This is a genomic window from Halomonas sp. YLGW01, assembly GCF_014840935.1.
GTDB lineage: Bacteria > Pseudomonadota > Gammaproteobacteria > Pseudomonadales > Halomonadaceae > Onishia.
The window spans coordinates 1,376,659-1,402,430 of sequence record NZ_CP062005.1 but is presented as its reverse complement, the minus strand read 5'-3'; the positions used below and the strand labels follow the sequence as shown (position 1 = coordinate 1,402,430).

The 25,772-nt window shown below is 61.5% G+C and carries 22 protein-coding genes; 9 read left to right on the top strand and 13 right to left on the bottom strand.

What is annotated here, in order from left to right; genetic code table 11:
- Window positions 1–156: 156 nt before the first annotated feature.
- A complete protein-coding gene (ppsA, locus tag IEJ03_RS06565) occupies window positions 157–2,529 on the bottom strand; it encodes a phosphoenolpyruvate synthase (RefSeq protein WP_192037216.1) in 2,373 nt (790 codons plus the stop codon).
- Between the two features lie 318 nt (window positions 2,530–2,847).
- On the opposite strand from ppsA, the gene IEJ03_RS06560 reads away from it, so the two are divergent.
- Window positions 2,848–3,681 carry a pyruvate, water dikinase regulatory protein gene (locus IEJ03_RS06560; RefSeq protein ID WP_192036858.1) on the top strand — a complete coding sequence of 278 codons (834 nt, stop codon included), beginning with the start codon at window positions 2,848–2,850 and terminating at the stop codon, window positions 3,679–3,681.
- A 46-nt stretch (window positions 3,682–3,727) separates the two neighbouring features.
- On the opposite strand, the gene IEJ03_RS06555 is transcribed toward IEJ03_RS06560, so the two are convergent.
- The 6 genes from IEJ03_RS06555 to IEJ03_RS06530 all read right to left on the bottom strand — a co-directional run bounded on the left by IEJ03_RS06555 (window position 3,728) and on the right by IEJ03_RS06530 (window position 11,191).
- The gene (locus IEJ03_RS06555; protein WP_192036857.1) at window positions 3,728–4,933 is read right to left on the bottom strand and encodes a CaiB/BaiF CoA-transferase family protein; all 1,206 of its coding nucleotides are present in this window, start codon (window positions 4,931–4,933) and stop codon (window positions 3,728–3,730) included.
- Window positions 4,934–4,955: 22 nt separating this feature from the next.
- Window positions 4,956–6,140, bottom strand: a complete 1,185-nt coding sequence (locus tag IEJ03_RS06550) for an acyl-CoA dehydrogenase (protein ID WP_192036856.1) — start codon at window positions 6,138–6,140, stop codon at window positions 4,956–4,958.
- A gap of 126 nt (window positions 6,141–6,266) precedes the next feature.
- The gene (locus tag IEJ03_RS06545; protein ID WP_192036855.1) at window positions 6,267–7,655 is read right to left on the bottom strand and encodes an MATE family efflux transporter; all 1,389 of its coding nucleotides are present in this window, start codon (window positions 7,653–7,655) and stop codon (window positions 6,267–6,269) included.
- A gap of 123 nt (window positions 7,656–7,778) precedes the next feature.
- On the bottom strand, window positions 7,779–8,693 hold the full coding sequence (mmsB, locus tag IEJ03_RS06540) for a 3-hydroxyisobutyrate dehydrogenase (RefSeq protein WP_347401008.1): 915 nt from the start codon (window positions 8,691–8,693) through the stop codon (window positions 7,779–7,781).
- Window positions 8,694–8,771: 78 nt separating this feature from the next.
- Entirely contained in the window at window positions 8,772–9,887 is a 1,116-nt protein-coding gene (locus tag IEJ03_RS06535) for an enoyl-CoA hydratase/isomerase family protein (RefSeq protein WP_192036853.1), read from the bottom strand.
- Between the two features lie 137 nt (window positions 9,888–10,024).
- Complete coding sequence (locus IEJ03_RS06530) at window positions 10,025–11,191, bottom strand: acyl-CoA dehydrogenase family protein (RefSeq protein ID WP_192036852.1); 1,167 nt, start codon at window positions 11,189–11,191, stop codon at window positions 10,025–10,027.
- A gap of 317 nt (window positions 11,192–11,508) precedes the next feature.
- Here IEJ03_RS06530 and IEJ03_RS06525 point away from each other — a divergent pair, with 317 nt between their 5' ends.
- The 6 genes from IEJ03_RS06525 to IEJ03_RS06500 all read left to right on the top strand — a co-directional run bounded on the left by IEJ03_RS06525 (window position 11,509) and on the right by IEJ03_RS06500 (window position 18,752).
- Complete coding sequence (locus IEJ03_RS06525) at window positions 11,509–11,958, top strand: MerR family DNA-binding transcriptional regulator (protein ID WP_192036851.1); 450 nt, start codon at window positions 11,509–11,511, stop codon at window positions 11,956–11,958.
- A 237-nt stretch (window positions 11,959–12,195) separates the two neighbouring features.
- The gene (locus IEJ03_RS06520) at window positions 12,196–13,911 is read left to right on the top strand and encodes an AMP-binding protein (RefSeq protein WP_192036850.1); all 1,716 of its coding nucleotides are present in this window, start codon (window positions 12,196–12,198) and stop codon (window positions 13,909–13,911) included.
- Between the two features lie 527 nt (window positions 13,912–14,438).
- Window positions 14,439–14,876 carry a hypothetical protein gene (locus IEJ03_RS06515; RefSeq protein ID WP_192036849.1) on the top strand — a complete coding sequence of 146 codons (438 nt, stop codon included), beginning with the start codon at window positions 14,439–14,441 and terminating at the stop codon, window positions 14,874–14,876.
- A gap of 153 nt (window positions 14,877–15,029) precedes the next feature.
- Window positions 15,030–16,262: an ABC-three component system protein gene (locus IEJ03_RS06510; RefSeq protein ID WP_192036848.1), complete on the top strand. Its 1,233-nt coding sequence runs from the start codon at window positions 15,030–15,032 to the stop codon at window positions 16,260–16,262.
- Complete coding sequence (locus tag IEJ03_RS06505) at window positions 16,255–16,764, top strand: ABC-three component system middle component 4 (protein ID WP_192036847.1); 510 nt, start codon at window positions 16,255–16,257, stop codon at window positions 16,762–16,764. Before IEJ03_RS06510 ends, IEJ03_RS06505 begins: the two co-directional genes overlap by 8 nt.
- Window positions 16,764–18,752 carry a hypothetical protein gene (locus tag IEJ03_RS06500; protein WP_192036846.1) on the top strand — a complete coding sequence of 663 codons (1,989 nt, stop codon included), beginning with the start codon at window positions 16,764–16,766 and terminating at the stop codon, window positions 18,750–18,752. Before IEJ03_RS06505 ends, IEJ03_RS06500 begins: the two co-directional genes overlap by 1 nt.
- A 78-nt stretch (window positions 18,753–18,830) precedes the next feature.
- Here the strand turns inward: IEJ03_RS06500 and IEJ03_RS06495 are convergent, their stop codons facing one another.
- The 5 genes from IEJ03_RS06495 to IEJ03_RS06475 form a co-directional block, all read right to left on the bottom strand.
- A complete protein-coding gene (locus IEJ03_RS06495; RefSeq protein WP_192036845.1) occupies window positions 18,831–19,565 on the bottom strand; it encodes an S-methyl-5'-thioinosine phosphorylase in 735 nt (244 codons plus the stop codon).
- A gap of 83 nt (window positions 19,566–19,648) precedes the next feature.
- Entirely contained in the window at window positions 19,649–20,227 is a 579-nt protein-coding gene (locus IEJ03_RS06490; protein WP_192036844.1) for a hypoxanthine-guanine phosphoribosyltransferase, read from the bottom strand.
- Between the two features lie 4 nt (window positions 20,228–20,231).
- Window positions 20,232–21,275 carry a beta-N-acetylhexosaminidase gene (nagZ, locus tag IEJ03_RS06485; RefSeq protein ID WP_192036843.1) on the bottom strand — a complete coding sequence of 348 codons (1,044 nt, stop codon included), beginning with the start codon at window positions 21,273–21,275 and terminating at the stop codon, window positions 20,232–20,234.
- A 67-nt stretch (window positions 21,276–21,342) separates the two neighbouring features.
- Complete coding sequence (locus tag IEJ03_RS06480) at window positions 21,343–21,861, bottom strand: L,D-transpeptidase (RefSeq protein WP_192036842.1); 519 nt, start codon at window positions 21,859–21,861, stop codon at window positions 21,343–21,345.
- A gap of 5 nt (window positions 21,862–21,866) precedes the next feature.
- On the bottom strand, window positions 21,867–22,535 hold the full coding sequence (locus IEJ03_RS06475; protein ID WP_192036841.1) for a TetR/AcrR family transcriptional regulator: 669 nt from the start codon (window positions 22,533–22,535) through the stop codon (window positions 21,867–21,869).
- 333 nt (window positions 22,536–22,868) lie between these two features.
- On the opposite strand from IEJ03_RS06475, the gene lexA reads away from it, so the two are divergent.
- A complete protein-coding gene (gene lexA / locus IEJ03_RS06470) occupies window positions 22,869–23,540 on the top strand; it encodes a transcriptional repressor LexA (RefSeq protein ID WP_192036840.1) in 672 nt (223 codons plus the stop codon).
- Window positions 23,541–23,576: 36 nt separating this feature from the next.
- On the top strand, window positions 23,577–24,773 hold the full coding sequence (gene dinB / locus IEJ03_RS06465; protein WP_192036839.1) for a DNA polymerase IV: 1,197 nt from the start codon (window positions 23,577–23,579) through the stop codon (window positions 24,771–24,773).
- 86 nt (window positions 24,774–24,859) lie between these two features.
- Here the strand turns inward: dinB and IEJ03_RS06460 are convergent, their stop codons facing one another.
- The gene (locus IEJ03_RS06460) at window positions 24,860–25,444 is read right to left on the bottom strand and encodes a TMEM165/GDT1 family protein (protein WP_192036838.1); all 585 of its coding nucleotides are present in this window, start codon (window positions 25,442–25,444) and stop codon (window positions 24,860–24,862) included.
- Between the last annotated feature and the right edge of the window lie 328 nt (window positions 25,445–25,772).

The following is a 25,772-nucleotide window of genomic DNA, read 5'->3' as shown; positions in this document are numbered from 1 at the left end:
AGAAGAAACCTGATCAAGTCCTGTACAACATTGCCAGCGAGAACGCTTCGCGACCTGGTGCCGAACATTCACAAACAACCACGACACGGCCGGCTCGTGCCCACAAAAAACCCCGCCACGAGGGGCGGGGTCGAGCAGGCAGGGGCGATTCAGGCGTTAACCGATGGTTTCCCCGGCCAGCATGAACCAGGTCTCGAGAACCGCGTCCGGGTTCAGGGACACCGAGTCTATGCCCTGCTCCATCAGCCACTTGGCGAGATCCGGATGATCCGAGGGCCCCTGGCCGCAGATGCCCACGTACTTGCCCTGGGCCTTGCAGGCCTGGATGGCCATCGACAACAGCTTGAGCACCGCCGGGTTGCGCTCGTCGAACAGATGAGCGATCACGCCGGAGTCGCGATCCAGCCCCAGGGTCAGCTGGGTGAGATCGTTGGAACCGATCGAGAAGCCGTCGAAGTACTCGAGGAACTCATCGGCGAGCAGCGCATTGGCCGGCAGCTCGCACATCATGATCACCTTGAGGCCATTCTCGCCGCGCTTGAGGCCGTTCTCGGCCAGCAGCTCGACTACCCCACGGGCCTCGTCAGGCGTACGCACGAAGGGCACCATGATCTCGACGTTGTCGAAGCCCATCACGTCGCGCACCCGCTTGAGCGCCTGGCACTCCAGATCGAAACAGGGACGGAAGGATTCCGACAGGTAGCGCGCCGCGCCGCGGAAGCCGAGCATCGGGTTCTCTTCGCCTGGCTCGTAGTGCTTGCCGCCGATCAGGTTCTCGTACTCGTTGGACTTGAAGTCCGACAGGCGCACGATGACCCGCTGCGGGTAGAAGGCGGCGGCCAGGGTCGAGATGCCCTCGACCAGCTTATCGACGTAGAAGCTGACCGGGTCGTCGTAGCCCGCGGTGCGCAGCTCGATGGTCTGCTGCAGCTCCGCCGGCAGGGTATCGAAGTCCAGCAGCGCCTTGGGGTGCACGCCGATCATGCGATTGATGATGAACTCGAGGCGCGCCAAGCCGACGCCGGCGTTGGGCAGGGCGGCGAAGTTGAAGGCACGATCCGGGTTGCCGACGTTCATCATGATCTTGAACGGCAGCTCGGGCATGCTGTCGACGCTGGTGGTCTTGCACTCGAAGTCCAGGAGCCCCTCGTAGACGTGACCGGTGTCGCCCTCGGCGCAGGACACCGTGACCTCCTGGCCGTCGCGCAGCACGCTGGTGGCATCGCCGGAACCGACCACCGCCGGGATGCCCAGCTCGCGAGCGATGATCGCCGCATGGCAGGTGCGTCCGCCGCGGTTGGTGACCACCGCCGAGGCACGCTTCATGATCGGCTCCCAGTCCGGGTCGGTCATGTCGGTGACCAGGACGTCGCCCTCGTTGATCTTGCCCATCTCGTCCGGGGTCATGATCACCTTGACCTCGCCGCTGCCGATGCGCTGGCCGATGGCACGACCGGCGATCAGGTTGCGGCCCTTCTCGCGCAGATGGAAGCGCTCGAGCTTGCCGCCCTCGGTCTGGGAGACCACCGTCTCGGGGCGGGCCTGGACGATGTAGACCCGGCCGTCGTCGCCATCCAGGGCCCACTCGATGTCCATCGGGCGCTGGTAGTGGCCCTCGATGATCATCGCCTGACGTGCAAGCTCGGTGACCTGCTCGTCATTGATGCAGAAGCGGCCGCGATCCCTGAGCGGTACGTCCACGGTCTCCACCGACTTGCCGGCGCTGGCGTCCTCGGTATAGATCATCTTGATCAGCTTGGAGCCCAGGCTTCTGCGCAGCACCGCGGGTCGACCGGCCTCCAGGGTCGGCTTGTGAACGTAGAATTCGTCGGGGTTGACCGCGCCCTGCACCACCGTCTCGCCGAGGCCCCAGGAGGCGGTGACGAAGACCGCATCGCGGAAGCCGGATTCGGTGTCCAGGGTGAACATCACGCCGGAGGCGCCGGTTTCGGAGCGCACCATCTTCTGGATGCCGGCGGACAGCGCCACATTCTCGTGGGCGTAGCCGCGGTGTACCCGGTAGGAGATCGCCCGGTCGTTGAACAGCGAGGCGAAGACCTCGTGCACGGCACGCTTGATGTTGGCGAAGCCCTCGATGTTGAGGAAGGTCTCCTGCTGGCCGGCGAAGGAGGCATCCGGCAGGTCCTCGGCGGTGGCGGAGCTTCTCACCGCCACCTTGAGGCTGGGATGACGGGCCACCATGACCTCGTAGGCCTCGGCCAGGGCGGCCTCGAAGGCCGGCGGCAGCGGAGTGTCGATCACCCACTGGCGAATCTCGGCGCCGGTCTTGGCCAGGGCCTCGACATCATCCACGTCGAGACGCGTGAGGGCGTCGTTGATGCGCTCATTGAGGCCGTCGTGAGCGAGGAATTCGCGATAGGCATGAGCGGTGGTGGCGAAGCCGCCGGGCACGCTGACCCCTGCGTTGGCCAGGTTGGAGATCATCTCGCCGAGGGAGGCGTTCTTGCCGCCCACGCGCTCGACGTCATTCATGCCGAGCTGGTCGAACCACTCGATGTACTCGTTCACGGACTCTTTCACGCGACCCCCTTGTCGACTGGTGACGTTCGCTGCCAACGGGCGCCGCGTCGCGATCGACGACCACCCGGGCTAGATGCCAGGAACATTACCAAGTGCCCGAGGCATTCGCCATTGGTCTAACCGCGAAGTCATTGGAGGATTTTTACAACACTGCGGCCAAAAGCGGCATTCTTGTAGTGAGGCCCGCGCGGACCACCCTGCCGAGGCGAGCCGGGCCGCCCTAGCGCTTGCCGTGCCGGCCATCAGCCGAGACAATCGAGCCCTCACCGCCATTCCCGGCGCCGCGACCATTGCCAAGGGTTCCTCATGTCCCGCACCGCCTTTTTCATCTCCGACGGCACCGGCATCACCGCCGAGACTCTGGGCCGCAGCCTGCTGGCTCAGTTCGAGAGCGTCGAGATCCGCATGATCACCAAGCCCTACATCGATGACACCGACAAGGCACAGGCGCTGGTGGATAGCATCAACGCCACCGCGGCCAGGGACGGCGAACAGCCGATCATCATCGACACCATCGTCGACGAAGACGTGCGGCGCATCGTCTCCCAGGCCTCGGGCTTCAAGGTCGACATCTTCTCGACCTTCTTGAAGCCGCTGGAGGAAGAGCTCTCCACCCACTCCACCTACACCGTGGGGCGCACCCACTCGATCGGCCGCGACGATGTCTACATGAACCGCATCGACTCGGTGCACTTCGCCCTGGACAACGACGACGGCGCGCGGCTCAACCAGTACGACAAGGCCGATGTCATCCTGATCGGTGTCTCGCGTTGCGGCAAGACGCCCACCTCGCTGTACCTGGCGCTGCAGTTCGGCATCCGTGCCGCCAACTACCCGCTGACCGAGGACGACTACGACGAGGACGGCAGCCTCAAGCTGCCCCGCGCCCTGGCGCCCTATCGCCACAAGCTGTTCGGCCTGACCATCGCCCCGCCCCGCCTGGCGGCAATCCGTAGCGAGCGCCGGCCCAATAGCCGCTACTGCTCGATGGATCAGTGCATGCAGGAAGTCGCCCAGGCCGAGGGGCTCTACCGCCAGATGCACATCCCCTACATCGACACCACCCGCTTCTCGATCGAGGAGATCTCGACACGCATGATCGCCGAGGCCGGGCTGCACCGCCGCTTCAGCCCGCGCTGAGGTCCAGGTGCTTTGCGTCGAGGTCTTGATTCCCCGGATCGGGAAATCAGCGCACCACGCCGAGCGCGCGCAGCCGGGCGATGTCGTCAGCGGACAGGCCCATCTCGGCAAGCACCGCATCGCTGTCCGCCCCCAGCGCCGGCGGCGCCACCTCGCTGGTGCAGGTGGTCCCGTCGAAGCGCAGCGGATTCGCTACCTGGGGCACCGGCTGGCCATCGCGCTCTAGGGTTCTGACCAGGTCGCGATGGCGCACCTGCACATTCTCCAAGGCCTCGGCGACGCTGTGGATCGGCCCCGCCGGAATGCCATGAGTGTCGAAGGCGGCCAGCCAGTCATCACGGGAATGGGCGGCGAGGCAGGCCGCGATCTTCTCAACCAAAGGCTCGCGATGGGCGACCCGGGCGGCATTGGTGGCGAAGGCCGGGTCCGTCGCCCATTCCGGGTGCCCCAGTAGCGAGGCTAGTCGCGCGAACTGGCTATCGTTGCCCACCGTCAGCACCAGGTGGCCATCGGTACAGGCGAAGGCCTGATAGGGCACGATGTTGGGATGGGCGTTGCCGTGACGCTCGGGTGCCTGGCCGCCGACCAGGGTATTCAGGGCCTGATTGGCCAGAGTAGCGAGCTGGACGTCGAGCAGAGCCACGTCGATGGAGCGGCCCCGCCCGGTGCGGGCACGTTCGTCCAGCGCCGCCAGGATACCCACCGCCGCATAGAGCCCGGTCATCACGTCGGTGATCGCCACCCCGGTCTTCATCGGCATGCCGTCGGGCTCACCGGTGAGGCTCATCAGGCCGCCCATGGCCTGGATCATGAAGTCGTAGCCTGGGCGACCGGCGTAGGGGCCATCCTGGCCGAAGCCGGTGATCGAACAGCCGATCAGCCCCGGATTCTCGGCCTTGAGGCTCGCGTGATCGAGGCCGTAGCGGGCAAGCCCGCCGACCTTGAAGTTCTCGATCAGGATATCGGCCCGGGCTGCCAAAGCGCGGATCAGCGCCTGGCCCTCGGGCCGTGCGATGTCCACGGCCAGCGACTGCTTGCCGCGGTTGGCGCACAGATAATAGGCCGCATCGAGGGGGCCGCCGGCCGCGTCCTCGAGCCAGGGTGGCCCCCAGGCGCGGGTGTCGTCGCCGCGCGTCGGGTGCTCTATCTTGATCACCCTCGCCCCCAGGTCGGCGAGAAGCTGCCCGGCCCAGGGGCCGGCCAGCACCCGCGACATGTCCAGCACCACGCGCCCCTCGAGCGGTCCCGCCATACGCATCACCTCCCGGCTGGGGTCACTCGGCGGCGAAGGCCTGCAGGCCGGTCTGGGCGCGGCCGAGGATCAGGGCGTGAATGTCGTGGGTGCCCTCGTAGGTGTTGACCGCCTCGAGGTTCATCACGTGGCGAATGACGTGATACTCGTCGCTGATGCCGTTGCCGCCGTGCATGTCCCGGGCCACGCGGGCGATATCCAGCGCCTTGCCGGCGTTATTGCGCTTGATCAGCGAGATCGCCTCCGGCACCAGCTGACCGTCATCGATCATCCGCCCGACCCTCAGGGCCGCCTGTAAGCCGAGAGCGATCTCGGTCTGCATGTCGGCGAGCTTCTTCTGGATCAGCTGGTTGGCGGCCAGCGGGCGGCCGAACTGCTTGCGGTCCAGGGTGTACTGGCGCGCCGCATGCCAGCAGGCCTCGGCGGCGCCCATGGTGCCCCAGGCGATCCCGTAGCGGGCCCGGTTGAGACACGAGAAGGGCCCCTTAAGGCCGGTGACGTTGGGCAGGCGCTGCTCGTCGCCGACCTCGACGTCGCTCAGCATGATCTGGCCGGTGATCGAGGCGCGCAGGCTGAACTTGCCCTCGATCTTGGGCGCGGTGAGGCCGGGCATGCCCTTCTCGAGGATGAAGCCGCGCAGGATGCCCTCCTCGTCCATGGCCCACACCACGAAGACATCGGCAATCGGCGAATTGGTGATCCAGGTCTTGCTGCCGTTGAGGCGCCAGCCGCCGTCGGTGCGTACCGCCCGGGTGCTCATGCCGCCGGGGTCGGAGCCGTGATCCGGCTCGGTGAGGCCGAAGCAGCCGACCCACTCGCCGCTGGCGAGCTTGGGCAGATATTTCTGGCGCTGCGCCTCGCTGCCGAAGGCATGGATCGGGTACATGACCAGGCTCGACTGCACGCTCATCGCGCTGCGATAGCCGGAATCCACCCGCTCCACTTCCCGGGCGATCAGGCCATAGCTGACGTAGTTGAGCCCGGCCCCGCCGTAGCCCTCGAGGGTCGCACCGAGCAGGCCGAGCTCACCCATCTCGTTCAGGATCTCGCGATCGAAGTGCTCGTGACGGTTGGCCTCGAGCACCCGGGGCAGCAGCTTGTCCTGACAGTAGTCATGGGCGGTGCGCTGCACCATGCGCTCGTCCTCATCGAGCTGGTCGATGAGGCGGAAGGGATCGTCCCAGGTGACGGGGGTAATCTGGCTCATGCAGAGGTCCTCGATAATGTCGACATTTCGATGCAACCTAGATCAGGCGCCCTGCCCTGCCAAGCCGACCTTGGTCTCGCCCGTATGCCAATAGACACAGGGCCAATAGACACAGGGCGGGGACGCTTAGGAGCGCGGCGACTGTTGCGGTGACGGGCGCTGGCGCACCAGCACCGCCCGCAGCCGCCACCAGGCAATGCCTGCCATGATCAGGTTAGCAGTCAGCATGCCGGCGAAGATGCCGCTCGGCCCGGCCAGCTGACTGCCAAGCCAGGCCAGCGGCACGAACAGCACGAAGAGACGCACCACGGATAGCGCCATGGCATCCCGAGGCCGATGCAGGGCATTGAGCGAGGACACCGAGAGGATCACCACCCCCTGGGCGCCAAGCCCCAACGGCACCAGCCAGATGAAGGCGCGCAGCACCTCGCCCACCTCGGGGCCTTCGGCATAGCGGGCGGTCAGCCAGGGGGCCAGGCCCTGCAGGCCCGCCCAAATCAAAAGCTGCCAGACCAGCACGAAGGCCAGGCAGCCGCCGATGGCCCGGCGCACCCGATCGAGCTGACCGGCGCCCAGGTTCTGGCTGACCAGCGGCGACAGCGTCATCGACAGCGCCAGCACCACGATCTGGGCGATGGCGTCCAGCCGCGAGCCGACCCCGAACGCCGCCACCGCGGCGTGGCCATGGTCGGCGACGATGCGCGTCACCAGTGCCATGGCCACCGGGGTGAACAGGCTGGTCACCGCCGCCGGCAGCGCGATGCGACCAAGCACCCGCCAGGAGTCCGCCAGCGCCCCCAGGGTGAGGCCCCGCAGGGCAATCAGGCCGCGCAGCCGTGGCTGGACGATCAATCCAAGGGTCATGAGTCCCCAGCTGAGCACCGTGGCCAGGGCCGCACCGGCCACGCCCATCGCCGGCACCGGCCCGGCACCGAAGATCAGCAGCGGGTCGAGCACCAGGTTCAAAAGCGCCGCCACGGCCATCGACAGCCCCGCCGCCAGGGTGTTGCCGTGAGCCCGCAGCACGCTGGTGATGATGCGTGGCGCGATCACCAGGGCGGCTCCCCAGTACCACACGCCCATGTACGCCTGGAGATAGGGCATCAGGGTGGCGTCGGCACCGAGCAGCGAGAACAGCGCCTCGATGCTCGGCAAGCCGGCAAGGGTGACCAGAGCGCCGACCAGCAGCGACAGCAGCACCGCATCCGTGGCTCGTCGCGACACCAGGTCGTGATCGCCCCGGCCGAGCAAACGCCCCACCACCGCCGAGGTGCCGATGCCGAGCCCGATCGCCAGGCTGATCACCGCGAAGACCACCGGGAAGGTAAAGGACACCGCCGCCAGCGGCACGGTGCCGAGCCTCGCGATGTACCAGGCATCGACCAGATTGAAGGTCATCATCGCCAACATCCCGCCGATGACCGGCAGGGTCTTTTGCACCAGAGTGCGGGCGATGGGGGCATCGAGCATTGAGCCGCGCCGGGCGGACGACTCGGAAGAAGGTGTCGACGTCATGGCAACCTCGGTCGGAAGGGGGCGTCATTGTGCCCCACTCCGGCCGAGGCCCCAATGCGAGCGACGGGACGGCACCGTTTAACGCGCCGGGCCCCGCCGCCTCTCAGTCCTCGTCTCGGCGGCTCACTCCTCGTCTCGGCGATAGAGGCGCTGGATGCTCGAGAAATCGAGCCCGCCGTTACCCTGGGCCGAATGCAGGGCGAAGAGGTTGCGCGCCTGGGAGCCCATCGGCACCGTCGACTTTGAGCCCAGCGCCAGCTCCCAGGCGAGCCCCAGATCCTTGGCCATCAGATCGGTGAGGAAGCCGCCTTTATAGTCGTTCGAGGCCGGCGCCTTTTCCATTACGCCCGGCCAAGGGTTGTAGCCATTGAGTGCCCAGTTGCCGCCGCTGCTCTGCTTCATGATCTCCGAGAGTACCGCCGGGTCGAGGCCATTCTCGACGCCCAGCGCCAGGGCCTCCGCGGTGCCGCTCATGAGGATACCGAGCAGCATGTTGTTGCAGATCTTGGCCACCTGCCCCGCCCCGGTCTCGCCGGCATGGAAGATGTTCTTGCCCATGGCCTCGAGAATCGGCTTGGCGCGCTCGAACCCTTCGTCGCTGCCCCCGACGATGAAGGACAGGGTGCCGGCAACCGCGCCACCCACCCCGCCCGACACGGGCGCGTCGACGAAGGCCAGCCCCCGCTCGGCGGCGGCGGCGCCGACGGTGCGGGCATCATCCGGGGCGATGGTCGAGGCATCGATGATCAGCGGGCCGCCGGTGAGGGTCGCCAGCAGCCCCGGGGTGTCGTCGTTGCCCAGGTAGAGGCCCTTCACATGGGCGCCTGCCGGCAGCATCGAGACCACGACCTCCGCCTCCCGGGTCGCCGCCTCGGCGCTAGCGGCGCGGCTGGCACCGGCGTCCTCGAGGGTTTTCATGGCCTGATCCGAGAGGTCGAAGACGCAGACGTCATGGCCGGCCTTGACGAGATTGGTGGCCATGGGCGCCCCCATGTTCCCTAGGCCAATGAAGGCAATACGCATGGTGTGGCTCCTTATGTTCTTTGATTGGTGTTGTTGTTCTTAAATTTCGCCATGTGTCGCGGCGCCAAGGCGCGCGGCCCGCTTTCAGATTCGCTAAAGCTCGCGCAGCGGATGCGTCTCGCTATTCCACAGCGGGCGCATCAGGGCCTCGACATCCGCGCGGGGCACCTCGCCCGCACTGGCATGCGACCAGCGGGGATTCTTGTCCTTGTCGATCAGCAGGGCTCGCACGCCCTCGGCGAGATCGCCGCTAAGGCAGCACTGCACCGAAAGATTGAGCTCCTCACGGAAGGCGTCGGCGAGGCTCGAGCGGGCATGACGCCGGATCATCTGCCAGACCAGCTGCGCGCTGAGCGGACAGCCCGCGGCGAGTCGCGCCCGGTTGGCGGCAAGCCAGGTATCCTCATCGGCATCCTCGAGAATGCGCGCGACGGCATCCTCTGCCGATGCACAGGCGGTGAGGCGTTGCAGGTGATCGCGCTGCGGCCACAGCTGAGCCGCCGGCGCCTGCTCTCGATCCTCGAAGCGGTCGAGCACCTGCCCCACCACTGCGTGCAGCTTGCTTGCCTCCTCGGCCTCGCCGAAGTCGGCGGCCACCAGCGCATCGAGCAGTGCCTCGCGGCTTCCCCGAGGCACCAGGCGGTCGGCCATGCCCAGGTCCAGGGCGTCCCGCGCATTGAGCTGAGCGCCGGTCAGGCCCAGGTAGGCGCCGATGCCCGGCGGCATGCGGTTGAGGAACCAGCTGGCACCGATATCCGGGTAGAGGCCGATGCTGATCTCGGGCATCGCCAGCAGCGAGCTCTCGGTGACCAGGCGATGGCCGGCACCGGCCATCAGCCCCATGCCGCCCCCCATCACGATGCCGTCGCCCCACACCAGCAGCGGCTTTTGATAGCAATGGATCTGGTGATCGAGGCCGTATTCGCCGGTGAAGTAGGTCTCGGCGAAGGCGCCGCCCTCGCCGGCCTGAATCGACTTGTAGAGCGCGACGATGTCACCGCCGGCGCAGAACGCCTTCTCGCCGGCGCCCTCCAGCCAGACGGCGACCACCCGCTCGTCCTGGGCCCACTGCGTCAGCCGAGCCGAAAGCTGCTCGATCATGGCAAGCGACAGGGCGTTCAGCGCCCGGGGGGCATTGAGGGTCGCCACTCCGATCAGGCGCCCCTCGCGGGTCGGGCGCTCCTCGAACAGCACGGGTGCATCGGTCATCGATCGGGCTCCTTGTTTTCGTGAGAGGGCAGAGTCATTGGTCTCTTTGATTCATGGCGGACGGGGCGCGGCTCACTACAAAAGCTCACTACAAAAGCTCACTGCAAAAGCTCACTGCAAAAGCTCACTGCAACAGCTCACTGCAGCGACTCGATCACGCCATCGGCGAGCAGACGACGGGCGCTGATCACGCGCATGATCTCGTTGGTGCCCTCGAGGATCTGGTGGACGCGGGTGTCGCGCACCAGGCGCTCCAGCGGGTATTCCTTGATGTAGCCATAGCCGCCATGCAGCTGCAGGGCCTCGTTGCAGACGGTGAAGCCCATGTCGGTGGCGACCCGCTTGGCCATGGCGCAGTGAGCGGTGGCTTCCGGGTCCCCCTGGTCGAGACGCCAGGCCGCATGACGCACCATCAGCCTTGCTGCCACCAGCTCGCTTGCCATGTCGGCGAGCTTGAATTGCAGGGCTTGGAAGCTTGAGAGCTCGCGGCCGAACTGCTTGCGCTGGCCAAGGTAGTCGCGGGAGAGGGTCAGCGCCTGCTGGGCGGCGCCCAGCGAACAGCTGGCGATGTTCAGCCGCCCGCCGTCGAGGCCCTTCATGGCGAGGCGGAACCCCTCGCCCTCCTCACCGAGGCGATTCCCCACCGGCACCCGCACGTCGTCGAAGCTGACCAGCCGCGTCGGCTGGCTCTTCCAGCCCATCTTCTCCTCGTTCTTGCCGTACTCGATGCCGGCACTATCGGCGGGCACCAGAAAGGCGGAGATGCCGCCGGCGCCGGAATCCGGCCCCCCGGTGCGGGCCATCACCACCAGCACATCGGTCTCGCCGGCGCCGGAGATGAACATCTTCGAGCCACTGATCCGGTACGCATCGCCGTCGCGGACCGCCTTGGTGCGCAGGCTGGCCGCATCCGAGCCGGCCCCCGGCTCGGTCAGGCAGTAGGAGGCCAGCAGCTCGCCGCTGATCAGCCGGTCGAGCCAGGTCTCGCGCAGCGCCTCATCGCCCCAGTTGGCGATCATCCAGCTGGCCATGTTGTGAATGGTCAGGTAGGCGGTGGTCGAGATGCAGCCCTGAGCGAGCTGCTCGAAGATCAGTGAGGCCTCCAGGCGCGACAGACCAAGCCCCCCGCGGTCCTCATCGATATAGATGCCGAGGAAGCCGGCCTCCCCGGCACGCTTGATCACATCCACCGGAAAGTGAGAACGGGCATCCCAGTCCGCAGCATGGGCGGCGAGCTCGGCGCGGCAGAAGTCTTCCGCCGCCTGCTGGAGGGCCCGCTGGTCCTCGGTCAGTGCAAAATCCATGGTGATCTCCTCTGACGTCACCGGCCGGCAGGCATCTCGACGTACCCATCACTCGGGCTGTCGGCAATCGCGTCGGCCTTATCAAGAATGACAAGAATTAAGGGGGGCACGCCCTCGCCGCGCGATGCCACCACGCTAGCATCCGCCCGGTCGGGCGCAAGCCACCCCTTGGTCTAAGGCCAACAGCAATATATTCCCTTTACGTTAACGTCAAGCAGATCTAGTCTGGGGGAGTCGAAGCGCTACGGCGTTCATGCGATCATTCCTTCACTCACCAATGCATCGCTCAAGCATCGCTAAAGCCAAGGAACGCCACCATGCCCAAGCCCAGCCAGACCGCGTCACAGGCCTCGCCGACCGACTCCGCCCCGGGGGCCGTGGTCCACAGGCGAACCTTCGCGATCGGTGAGCTGGCCGAGATGTTCGAGGTTACGCCTCGCACCATCCGCTTCTACGAGCAGGAGGGGCTGCTGTCGCCGGAGCGCCGGGGGCAGCGACGCATCTATCACGACAAGGACCGGGTACGGCTGAAGCTGACCCTGCGCGGCAAGCGACTCGGCTTCACGCTGGCCGAGATTCGCGAGGTCATCGAGCTCTACGATGCCATGCCCGATGGCAACGCCCGCCAGCTTCACCGCATTCTCGAGATCCTCGCCGAGAAGCGTGCCGACATGGAGCAGCGCCTCGAGGATATTCGCCTGATGCAACGCGAGCTCGACGACGTCGAGACCCGTTGCCGGGCAGTGCTGGAGCGCCTGGATCCCTAGGCAGGATCCCTCGCCTGGGTCACCAGAAAAGTCGCGCCCCTCGCGACGGGCGCAGCGCTCCGGTTCAAGGCTCTGTCCGAAAAGTCGGCGAGCGAAGATCAGACAAGGCAAAAATCAGAGAAAAAGCGGAGTTTACGTACTGTAAATGAGCATTTTGAGCTGATTTTTAACGCTGTATGGTCGAGCGCAGGCAGCTTTCAGACAGGGCCTACAAGTACAATAAACACAGGAGCCAGCATGACACGCCAAAGCCCCGCCTCGGATTCGCCCACTTCCCCGCCTGCACTCAGCTATGTCAGCGGCACCAGCGACACGCCCCTCAAGGGCCAGACCATCGGTGACTGCTTCGATGCCACCGTCGCGCGTGTTCCCGAGCGCGATGCCCTGCTCAGCCTGCACCAGGGCCTGCGCTACAGCTGGCAAGAGCTCAAGGTCGCCGTCGACGAGGCCGCCCGCGCCATGCTGGCGGCCGGCGTCGTGCCGGGCGAGCGGGTCGGCATCTGGGCCCCCAACCGGGCCGAGTGGGCCATCACCCAGTTCGCCACCGCCAAGATCGGCGCCATCCTGGTCAACCTCAACCCGAGCTATCGCACCCACGAACTGGAGTACGCCCTCACCCAGTCCGGCACCGCGACCCTGATCCTGCAGGGTCGCTTCAAGGCCTCGAACTACGTCGAGATGATCAGTGAACTGGCCCCGGAACTGGCATCGCCGCAGGAAGGCGGCCTGGACTGCCCTCGCCTGCCGGCCCTCAAGCGCGTGGTCTGCCTGGATGCCGCCGATGCCCTGCCCGGCATGCTGACCTGGAAGGGGCTGCTGGAAGGTGCCGAGGCAGTCAGCGCGGCGCGTCTCGCCGAGGTTCAGGGGGCGCTTCAGTTCGACGAGCCGATCAACATCCAGTACACCTCCGGCACCACCGGCTCGCCCAAGGGCGCGACCCTTTCGCACCACAACATCCTCAACAACGGCTTCTTCGTGGCCCGCACCATGGGCTTCTCGGAGCGCGACCGGCTGGTAATCCCGGTGCCGCTCTATCACTGCTTCGGCATGGTGATGGGCAACCTGGGCTGCATGACCCACGGCGCGGCCATGATCTACCCAAGCGACGGCTTCGATGCAGAGGCGACGCTTACGGCCGTGGAAAACGAACGCGCCACCGCCCTCTTCGGGGTGCCGACCATGTTCATCGCCGAACTGGAACATCCGCGCTTTGCCGAGTTCGACCTTTCGACACTGCGCACCGGCATCATGGCCGGCTCTATCTGCCCCATCGAGGTGATGCGCCAGGTGATCGACAAGATGCACATGGAAGGCGTGACCATCTGCTACGGCATGACCGAGACCAGCCCGGTCAGCTTCCAGACCCTCACCGATGCCCCGCTCGAGAAACGCGTCACCACCGTGGGCACCATTCACCCGCACCTGGAGGTCAAGCTGGTCGACCCGTCCACCGGCGCCGTGGTGCCACGCGGCGAGCGCGGCGAACTGTGTACCCGCGGCTATAGCGTGATGCTCGGCTACTGGGACAACCCGGATGCCACCGCCAAATCCATCGACGCCAGCCGCTGGATGCACACCGGCGACCTCGCCACCATGGACGAAGACGGCTACGTGGCGATTGTCGGGCGGATCAAGGACATGATCATCCGCGGCGGCGAGAACATCTATCCCCGCGAGATCGAGGACTTCCTCTACACCCACCCCGCCATCTCGGACGTGCAGGTGATCGGCGTACCCGATGCCAAGTACGGCGAAGAAGTGATGGCCTGGGTCAAGCTGGTCGAGGGTGAAGAGTTGGATGAAGAAGGCCTGAGAGGCTTCTGCCAGGGCAAGATCGCCCACTTCAAGATTCCCCGCTACGTGAAGTTCGTCGACGCCTTCCCGATGACCGTTACCGGCAAGGTGCAGAAGTTCAAGATGCGTGAGGAAGCCACCCACGAGCTGGGGCTCTAACGCCCATCCTCTTGCTGGAACCTAGCGCGCTGATCGCCGGCAAGACCTGACCTCGGCAACAACGCCCGCCATTCAGCATTCAAACGACACCCCGCAGGCTGGAGCCCCTCCAGCCTGCGGGGTGTTTTTCTTCATGAGTCCAGAAAGTGCCATGCCCCTTCGCGCAGCGGAGTCGAGCCATGCTTGTGGCCTGCCGCCTTTTGCATCCAGAGCCTCTAATGAATAGGCTGACCAGTCACGGTCTGTACAAAGCCAGAATGACCGACAGCATCGCGCCAAGGAACGGACTACTGCATGGATGGCAGGACGCCATCACGCCATGCCCAGGTAGGGGCGGTAGCGTGCCGATATTGATGCCGGCAAAACGCGCAGGCACGCGAATTCTGCTTAGGCTGCAGGACTTTTGCCAAAACCAAGTACATCAACTACTTACATCAAAGATGGCGCGCCAAATAATATTCTTGAACGCACCCGCGTGTTCATGTCAATAAACGAACGTTTAATCTAATCACTGCTAGGCATCAATTATGAGTGATCTCGCAGCCCTCTATAAGCACTGGTGCATTGCCGACAGCGTCAAGCAATTCGCCGGGGCGACAGTTCCGGGTTCGGGTGAATCAGCACTTCCTCCGGACGAGCTGGCGCTTGTACAAGCACACTCCAGTTTCATGCGGCTCTCGGTATGGTATGCACTACTACAGGTGGTCGTGGAGGGCTACAATGAACTCGGGATTTCTGACCCAGCAATGGATTCGTACTTGGCTGATGAGGAATATACGCAGGCACTACGGCGATTTCGCAATGCAATGTTCCACTACCAGGAAAACCCATTCTCCGCCAAGCTGCTGGGATTTCTTGAGCTGGATAACGGGGAGTGGGCTCGCTGCCTGAATGCACCCTTCAAGCGATACTTTGAACGCAACCTGCCCATCAACAAAATTCTTGAACACCTAGAAAATGCCTAAAACGTCATCAACTCGAACACGCAAAAGCGCCTTTTCGCCCTGTTCTTTACGTGCCGATTATGGCGAACGTTACTCTTTATGGCAGTTCCAAGCTAATTTATTTAGTGGAGAAACGAGTGAAAAACTTTAAAAATGCACCTATAGGCCAGCCAAATGATTGAGTTCGTCTCTCAGGAAGGTAAAAAAAATCTAATACTATTTGTTCACGGATTTTGTGGTGGCGAAGCGACCTGGCAAAATGGAAAATCTCGCTCGTTCCCTGAGTTATTATCCGACGACTTTGAAATATCAGAAAATTATGACATAGCTCACTTTTCTTACTTCACCAAGCTACTAAATCTTTTCGCTAAAGCCAGTAACATTTCAAGTTTGGTTAAGCGTATGTTTGGGACATCACATGGAAAACTGGCCAACAATATAAGCATTGAGGAAATCGGAAACTTACTTAGAACTGAAATCCGTTTCAAACTACAGAAATACGATAACATTATCGTCATTGCTCATAGTATGGGTGGATTGGTAACCAAAAGTTCTATTATTAAAGATATTGAAGAGAGGACACCATCAAAGATCAAGCTATTTATATCTTTGGCTGTACCGCATCAGGGAGCAGAGGCAGCAACTTTTGGGAAATTGATGAGTGACAACCTTCAAATAGAGGGACTTTCACCACTCAACGAGTACATTCATAAAATAAATGATGAATGGCAAAAGACCAGCTTAAGACCAACAACAAAGTATTTCTATGGCGTGCACGATTCGGTTGTAAAAAAAACAAGCGCCGTTCCAATAGACAAGGAAAAATCGGATGCAATATCAGTAGATGAAGATCACACCAGCATCACAAAGCCCAACAACCTGGATAGCACGACCATTATCGCCGTTAAACAAATAATATTATGTTTTGGAAATAACGATCCGGGCATGTCAACTCTCGAATTTAAACAACTTGAAGACGAAACAGACTTTGACGACGAACTGTTTGTCTTAAAACTAATTTCTGCTGATATCCATAACACGGCAATAAGAGAAGCCAAAGAAGCTTTTTTAAACGCAGAGTATATAAGAAAACTTTTCAGTAGCTCTTCGGATCAAAAGCGACTAAGTGAGCTATACACGAAAATACGCAAGGTATATCAGAATAGTTATACGAAATATATGCACGATGGCATCCCAAATTCTGGATTATTGCTATCAGATGTCCATGACACGATCATTAAAGAAGATAACAATTTTTTAGGTACGTTTATTATTTTTATAAACGCTATCCATAAACAAGGAATGCTCCACCAACTCGCCAACTCGGAAGGTGAGAATATTTGGTGGGTGAAAGACGGATCAATTGCCTCATTGAGACACCTCTTAACGGAGGATAAAAGTGAATAAACTTCCATACATTCAGCCCGAGCGTGAGATACATTATAACTTAGGCACACTTCTTCTGATACTCGAAAAACTTGCACAGACTTCTCGGAAAAAGAAAGTGTTAACAATCGACAAGATACAAACTTTCCATTTCCTAGTTACTAGGCCAGCCTTCTTAAACAAGGTTCTAATGTTGGCAAACAAGCGGCAAATCGCAATTGATGACGTCGACTATTACACCGTGGATACACTTTCCGTGAACGTCGACGAACTATTTGATCGAGAGAGGCTTCTGGCCATGATAAAAATACTTTCATCTAAAGAATACTTAGCGGCCGAATACTCCAAATCGGAAGGGTTTTTATTTGATCTAACAGACACCGGAAAATCCATCTCAAGGAAATTAAAAGATGGGCACTTCCGTAAAATAACACTGTTTATCGAACAGCTTTCATTACTGCAGTCGCATAGCCCTAGCAAACTTAACGGCTATATAAATACAGCATTAAAACAGGGTGTATAATGGACACTTCACAAGGCTTACTCTTAAAGAACCTAATACTTCACGGGCATAGAAAAAATTATCGAGTCACATTTCACCCTGGAATAAATGTAATTTATGGAGATGCTGACACAGGAAAGTCAAGCATACTCAGGTTTGTTTACTACCTTCTTGGTGGAAAGCAAATCAAGATTGACGAAGAAATCTCTTCATCTGTAAAGTATGCCGTACTTGAAATAACGATAAATGGAACCCCCTACTGCATCAGTAGAGATATTTTCAATCCTGCCAGAGATGTTGACGTATATACTTGTGCATACTCTAAAATATCCAACTCCTTCCCCGACAAGTACAAGCCCAGTGTCACAAAAGGAGATGATCAGAATAAAAGCCTTTCTGAATTTCTTCTTGAGGCCTTAGAACTCCCCGCTGTTCGATTAAAGCAGTCCCCGACAAAAGATTCATCAGATACTGCCAGGCTTAGCTTCTTAGACTTATTTAAGTTTATTTACTTGGATCAAGACGATGTTGGAAGCACTCACTTACTAAACATCGGGAACCATGTACTTGAAACAAAAAACAGGGAAGTGTTTAAATATATATTCAATGTACTTGACTCTGGGATTTCTGAAATAGAATCAGATATAGCAAGCAAATCACAAGAGAAGGCTCAAACTTCAAAGCAATACTCTACCATAAGCAACTTTCTTTCTCAGACTGAATTTAAAAACTCAGAGGACCTAGATAAAGAAATAAACAACATAGACAATATTAAAACCGAACTCGAAGATAGGCTTTCAGATTTAAATAAAAGGATGACGAGCGACAACGAACTATACGAAGGTCTTAAAGACGCCCTAAACACAATCAATTTAAATATCAAGCAGAAGCAAGAAGCACAAACAAAATCTCTGCAGAATATTGAAAGGTTTAGCCGACTCCTCAACGATTACCAGAATGATGTTGGCAGAATAGAATCAAGCCTATCTGCCAAAGAGCTTATAGGCATTGATATAAATGAACAAACAAACTGCCCTGTTTGCGAAACTCTTATCGACATTGGGAAAATATCGGACAATTTTGACATCTCAAGCGATACACGCTTAAAAAGTGAATTAACATCGATAAAAAGAAGATCGAAAGATCTTGAAAAACTGATATCTGATAACAGATCAGATTTAGATTCCGCCAACTCCATCCTTGAAGAACTTTACCTAGAGAAAAACAAAGCTAGACAAATACTGGATGAAGAGCTCGCGAGCTCAATAACGCCCTACTTAGCCGAAAGAGACTCAATAGTCAAAGAATTAGCACAACTTGACGAACGTAGAGAAAAGGTAACCCACTCTCTGAGAGTAAGGAATAAGCAAGCCGCCCTCGCCGATTATATCGGCCGGCTAGAGGGGACAATCGAGAAGCTAAAAAATAGATTGGGCGAACTGCAGAAAGACGCGCCATCACTTGACAATGTATTGAAGGACCTAGGGACAGACATTAACAAGTTCATTCAGCAGATAAGGATCAACAACCACCATGGCGTAGGGATAGATAATAAAACTTTTTTCCCAAAAGTCAGGGACATTGAATACAGGAAAATAAATTCAGGCGGGCTCAGAACAATTGTTTCTATCGGATACCTGGCATCTATCTTGCTGCAAAAATTGCGTAAAGAGACAAATATTCCAGGATTGCTAATGATCGACACAGTAGGGAAATTTTTAGGGAAAACTCCTGAAAACTCCGATGACACTCAAATTGGAAAAGAAAATGATGCTGACGGTGTTGCAGACCCAGAGAAGTACAGGAATCTATTCAATGCATTGGTTGGGGTTGCCGAAGAGTTCGACAAAAAAGGCAAACTTTGCCAAATAATATTAGTAGACAATGACATGCCCCAAGATGTTGCGTATGAAAACAAGGGCCTTGAAATAGCACATTATAGATCTAATGGTATCAATGGGCTTCCAATTGGCCTAATCGATGACTGGGATTCGACCGAAAGAAAATGAGAATCTCACGTTTGCATCAAGTCCGCGTACCCCCGTAGCAGTTGAATTTCACCCCATTCTTGAATAGTTAGTCGATGGCTACCCCGCCTCTAGCAGCGCCCGCAGCACCCGCTTGACCCGCTCGATGCCGCCGACCAGCGCGGCCTCGATCTCGGCCATGGTGATCTCGCGCTCGACCACGCCGGGGGCTGGGTTCACCACCAGCGCAAGGCTGGCGTAGGGGATTTCCAGCTCTCGGGCCAGGGTCGCCTCGGGCATGCCGGTCATGCCGACGAGGCTGCAGCCGTCGCGTGCCATGCGGGCGATCTCGGCGGCGGTCTCGAGCCGCGGCCCCTGGGTGCAGCCATAGGTGCCGCCATCATGCAGGGCCTCGCCGGCCGCCCTGCCCGCCTCCAGCACTGCACGGCGTAGGGCGTCGTCGTAGGGCCAGGAGAAGTCGATGTGCTTCAAGGCCTTGAAGCGACCATCGAAATAGGTCGACTCCCGGCCGCTGGTGTAGTCGATCAACTGGTCGGGCACCACCAGCGCCTCGGGCGCATGAGCGGGGTCGATGCCGCCCACGGCATTGACGCCGACGATCCGCGTGGCCCCGGCCTGCTTCAGCGCCCAGAGGTTGGCACGATAGTTGACCCGATGCGGCGGCAGCTTATGCGGGTGCCCGTGGCGGGCCAGGAACAGCACTTCATGCTCGCCAAGCTGCCCTTGCAGCACGGCACCGGAGGCCGTTCCCAGCGGCGTCTCCGCGCTATGCCGCTTGGTGACTTCCAGCCCCTGCATCTGGGTGAGGCCGGTGCCTCCGATGATTGCCAGCATGAATGACGTTCCTCTTTAACAGTTACCGTGGCGCAACGATCAGTGATGCGACGAGATGGCGGCCCTGACGAGCCGGGCTCACATCACATCCCCTGGGGCGCGAAGATTCCCGGCGCGTTGCGCCAGTAGCCCTTGTAGTCCATGCCGAAGCCGAACACGTAGCGATCCTCGACCTCCAGGCTGCAGTAGTCGGCCTTGAGGTCCGGCATCGCCTTGCGGTCGTGGGTCTTGTCGACCAGCACCGCGGTGGAGATGCTGGCCGCGCCGGCCTCCCGGCAATAGTCGAGGATGGCGGCCAGGGTCGAGCCCTCATCGAGGATGTCATCGACGATCACCACATGGCGCCCCGCCATGGGTACCTCCGGCGATACGCGCCAGAACAGCTCGCCGCCCCGGGTGCCGCCGCGATAGCGGGTGGCATGCAGGTAATCGACCTCCAACGGGAAGCCCAGCCGGGTCAGCAGGTGCCCGGTGGTGATCAGGCCACCGTTCATCACGCAGTAGAAGACCGGCAGCTTGTCGCCGAGATCGGCGGTGATCCGCTCAGCCATCTGGTCCAGCGCACGCTCGACTTCCTCCTGGGAAATCAGGCAGTCGGCGTTATCCATGATGTCGCGCATGGCGGCCAGGGACGCATCGGAGGAAGAAGCTTGTTGAGTCATGGGGTCACGAATCGGTTGAGAGTGAAGAAGGGGTATCGCCATTGGCCAGGGCTTCCAGCCGGGCATGGACGCGGCGCCAGCGCGACAGCGCCGGCAGGGCCTCGAGGCTCGGCCGGGCCCGGCCATAGCGCAGCTTGGCCGGGCGCTTGCTGGCCCGACCGGCGCAGGCGTCGAGGGCTTCAAGCGCGGCGGCCCGGTCGTTGCACACCAGCACCATGTCGCAGCCGGCATCCAGTGCCGCCAGGGCCCGCTCCCCGGGGCCACCGGCGACCCGGGCGCCCGCCATCGACAGATCATCGGAGAAGATCGCGCCCTTGAAGCCGAGCTCCTCGCGCAGGAGCCCAAGCCAGCTGCGGGAGAAGCAGGCCGGCCGGGCGTCGAAGTCGGAGTAGACCACATGCGCCGGCATCACGCCGCCGAGCCTCGCCGACTGGGCGGCGAAGGGTATCAGATCATGCTCACGCAGCGCAGACAGCGGGCGCGGGTCGACGGGCAGCTCGTGGTGCGAGTCGGCGGCCACGCTGCCATGGCCGGGGAAATGCTTGCCGACGGCGGCCATGCCGGCCTCGTTGAGGCCGGCGATGAAGGCGCCACCCAGGCGGCTGACCGTCTCCGGGTCGCTCGAGAAGCTGCGATCGCCGATCACGGTGGATTCACCGCCGTCGACATCGAGCACCGGGGCGAAGGTGATATCCAGCCCGCAGGCGGCCATCTCCATGCCCAAGAGCCAGCCGGCATCCTGGCAGTGCTGCAGTACCGCCTGGGGCGCGGCCTCGAGCCCCTCGGCCAGGCGTGCCATGGCCGGCAGCCGTGTGACACCTTCACGCAGGCGCTGCACGCGCCCGCCTTCCTGATCGATGGCCAGCAAGAGATCCGCCCGCACGGCGCGAATCGCGGCGCACAGGGCCTGCACCTGGGCGGCATCCTCGATGTTGCGGCCGAACAGGATCACCCCGCCCACTTCGGAGCGAAGGAGCAGCTCGGCCTCTTCCGACGTCAAGCGGGGACCCTCGAGATCCAGCATCACTGAACCCAGCGGTTGCGTCATGGTGGTCTTCCTTGGCGATGAAGGGGGAGGATTCTAGAGCAATGTCTTTCCGGACGACAGACGCGGCTCAGTCATGCAGCCAGACCGGCGTTCCGGGTACGGAAGCGGCGAAGACCTCAAGCAGGGCCTCGTCGCGCAGGCGAATGCAGCCATGGGAGGCGGCCACGCCCATGGGCTCGGTGGGCGGCGTGCCATGCAGGTAAATGTAGCGGCGCTGGGAGTCGACGTCACCGCCGCGGTTATGACCGGCCTCGAGGCCGCACAGCCAGAGGATGCGGGTGAGGATCCAGTCACGCTTGGGATGCGCGGCGGCAAGCTCGGCCGAATAGACCTCGCCGGTGGGCCGGCGGCCACGGAAGACGCAGCCCAAGGGCTGCCCCTCGCCGATGGCGGCGCGCACATAGTGCCAGCCGAGCGGCGTCTGGCCGCTGCCCTCTTCTTGCCCATGGCCGGCCAGGCCACTGGAGATCGCATACTCGCTCCGGCGCTCGCTGCCCTGCCAGACGACAAGGCGCTGCGTCATCACATCGATCTCGAGCCAGGGGCCATCGGCCGGTGGCAGTGTCGTGAGTCGTGGCGTGCGCATGGCTTCTACCCCACTGCCTGAGCGGGTTCGGCGCCATCCTCGGGCAATGGCGCCTGAAGGGCGGCCACCACCACCGGGCGCAGACGACGAATCAGGTCGCGCACGCTGACATGCTCGTCGAAATCCTTCTCGGCGATGTCGCGCAGGGCATCCAGGCCGGACAGGGTAAAGATCACCGTGCCGAGCACGAAGTGAAGGCGCCAGAAGCGTTCGGCATCCGGCAGTTCGGGGGTGGCCTTGCGCACCAGGTCGGTGAAGCGGGTAAAGACGCTGCCGTAGTGCTCCTGAATGTAGCGGCGCAGATGGCCCTGAGCCTGACTGTAGGCGAGCCCCAAGAGCTTCATGAAGACCTTCAGGCTGTTACGCTCGGCAGGTACCTCCAGCACCGTGCGCGCCATGGTCTCGAGCAGCACCTCGAGGGGAATGGTGTGGCCCTGATAGTCATGCTCCAGGGCATCGAGGGCCGTGTGGAAGCGCTCGGTGAAGGGATCGAGATAGCGCGCGAAGACCGCCTGGATCAGCGATTTCTTGGAGCCGAAGTGGTAGTTCACCGCCGCCAGGTTGACCTTGGCCTTGCCGGTGATCGTCCGCAGCGAGGTCTCGGCAAAGCCGCGCTCGGCGAACAGCACCTCTGCGGTATCGAGAATCCGCGTCACAGTATCGGTCTGGGCCATGCTCATGCCTCTCCAGCTGTCGCCAATAAACGAATGTTTTAAACAAGGTCTGATTCTATGCCGGGGGTCAGGATGTCACAATGCCGCGGAAAATCCACTCTTCAGGCTGACGAGGTGTCAAAACGTACCGTGATGCAAACGCGCCAAGGCGGGAAGGAGGAAAGGAGACAAGGTGGAAAAGTGACGAGGCGCATCAGTCCCCTCTTGCTCAATCCCGGCGTCGTCGTTGTTGAAAATGCCGAAGGTATCGAAAGCCTTCAACGCATTACTGGATGCAATCACATACTGTATACTTGACCAAACACCCCCCCAGTGACCACCGGCGGAGGCCGCATGACACGCCCCCTGACACCGCGCCAGCAGAACGTCTATGACTTCATCGTCAAGACCATGAGCGAGATGGGCTACCCCCCGACCCGCGCCGAAATTGCCCGCGCCCTGGGCTTCCGCTCCCCCAATGCCGCCGAGGAACACCTGCGCGCCCTGGACAAGAAGGGCGCCATCCGCATGGTTCCGGGCACCTCGCGCGGCATTCGTCTGCCGGCGATGGAAGCCGAGACGGCGGATGCCGAGAGCAAGGCCGCCAACGGTGCAGAGACCAGCTCTCAGGGCCTGCCGATCATCGGAGAGGTGGCGGCGGGCAGCCCGATCCTCGCCACCGCCCACATCGATCGCTACTGCCCGCTGCCGGCCGACTACTTCACGCCGCGTGCGGATTACCTGCTTCGGGTTCGCGGGCTGTCGATGAAGGACATCGGCATTCTCGAGGGCGACCTGCTGGCCGTGCATCGCACCGAGCGCATCCGCGACGGACAGATCGTGGTGGCACGCATCGAGGAAGAGGTCACGGTGAAGCGCTTCAAGCGCCAAGGGCATACGGTCTGGCTGCTGGCCGAGAACGAAGAGTTTGCGCCTATCGAGATCGACCTGCGCCACCAGGACCTGGAAATCGAGGGCGTCGGGGTGGGCGTGATCCGCGGCGGCAACGGTCAGGCGCTGCACTGATACGCACGCTTTTATGCCACTGACGGAACGACAGACATGGCCGGCACGCCAAGAAAGATCCTGCATGCCGACTGCGACTGTTTCTTTGCCGCGGTCGAGATGCGCGACAACCCTGCCCTGCGCGACGTGCCGATCGCCGTCGGGGGCGGAGTCGACCAGCGCGGGGTGATTGCCACCTGCAATTACCCCGCCCGCGCCTTCGGCGTCCGCTCGGCCATGCCCACCGCGCGCGCCCTGCGCCTGTGCCCCGATCTCGTGCTGGTACGCGGCGACTACGAGCGCTATCGCGAGGTCTCCCGCCAGATTCAGGCGATCTTCCACGAACTCACCCCGCTGGTAGAACCCCTCTCCCTCGATGAGGCCTTCCTCGACGTCAGCGAGGTGGATCACTTCCAGGGCAGCGCCACCTGGATGGCCCAGTGGCTGAAGGCCGAGGCCCTGAAGCGCACCGGCATCACCATCTCGGTGGGCGTGGCGCCCTCGAAGTTTCTGGCCAAGATCGCAAGCGACTGGGAAAAGCCGGACGGCCTGACCGTCATCACGCCCGATCACGTCGATGCCTTCATCACCGCCCTGCCGGTGACCTGCCTGCATGGCGTCGGCCCCGCCACGGCGGCCAAGCTTGAGGCGATGGGCATCGCGACCTGCGAGGACCTGCGCGCCTGGCCCCTGGAGACCCTGCTGGAGCGCTTCGGCAAGTTCGGCAAACGCCTATTCGAGCTCGCCCGGGGCATCGACGAACGGGAAGTCCGCACCCACCGCGAGCGCAAGTCGATCAGCGTCGAGACCACTTTCCACCACGACCTGCCCGACCTGGCGTCCTGCAAGGCCGCCCTTCTCCCGCTGATCGAACGCCTAGCCGGCCGCATTGAACGCCACGGCCAGCCACCGCTGGACAAGCTGTTCCTGAAGGTGCGCTTCAGCGACTTCACCCTCACCAGCCTCGAGTGCCAGGGGGCGACACCCAGTGCCGAGCTCTTCAACCGCCTGCTCCAACAGGCCTGGTCGCGGGCGGCACAACCGGTGCGCCTGTTGGGCGTGGGAATGCGACTAGTATCGGCCGATGCCCGGCGCCAGCTCTCGCTGTTCGAGGCCTTCTCTTACGAAGCGCCTGATAAACATTCTGACGAGGAGCCTGATGAGGCGTCTTACGAGGAACCTGACGACGCTTCTGACGATGCCGCAGAGGCGCTTGCCGCCCCTGCCTGCGAGGACAAGCCTGAACGGCAGTGAACCGCTCCGTGGCGATTCCTCACCACCTCCTGACCAGCTCCAACTCCTGGCCACCTCCTGACCAGCTCCTGGCCATCACGCGGTGCCTAGCCCAACAGCCATTGCCAGGCCTTGGCCTCGACCATCACCACCCAGAGCCCGAGCAGGATAAACACCAGGCACGCCAGCAAATGGATGGCACGCATCGGCAGGCGTTCGCAGAATCGTGCGCCCAGCCACAGCACCGGTGCATTGGCGGCGAGCATGCCAAGGGTGGTGCCGAGCGTCACCAGCAACACGTCCTCGAAACGCGCGGCCAGCAGCACGGTCGCGATCTGGGTCTTGTCGCCGATCTCGGCAAGAAAGAACAACACGAAACTGGTGATGAAGACCCCATGCCCGGGCGAGCCGGCCTCAAGGCCGTCGTCATCGTCGGGCTTGAGCAACCACAGGCCCATGCCGATGAAGGCCAGGCCCACCAGAGCGGTCATCAGGCGAGGATCGATCAGGTCGACCAAGGTGGCACCGAACCAGGCAGAGACGCCGTGATTGATCAGGGTGGCGGCCACGATAGCCCAGAAGATCGGCCAGGGGCGGGCGAAGCGTGCGATCAGCAGCAAGGCGAGCAACTGAGTCTTGTCGCCGATTTCGGCCAATCCGATGGCCAGACCGGAGGTGATGAGTGCGTCCAATGAATGATCTCCCGGGCCGGCAACAAGACGATGCAGAACATGCTGCGCCGCCGGCCCCGGAAGCACACCATGTTCTGAGTCTCGTTTGGCCTCGAGCGCCGTGTCCTCGGACACAGCCTCCGGGCCGTCGATGCCATGGTCATTGCGACCAACTGTGTTGACATCGACCATTCTCGGTCGCTTCTCGAGCGGGTGTCGCATGTGGCCAAGGCCAGCTGCGCCACCGCGAAGGAAGGCGGTTGGAAAGTAACTACTCCCCCAAAACGGTCGTCATGATAACGACTTATGCCACGACGGCCAAGCCAGTCTGCGCCGGCGGCGCTCCTAG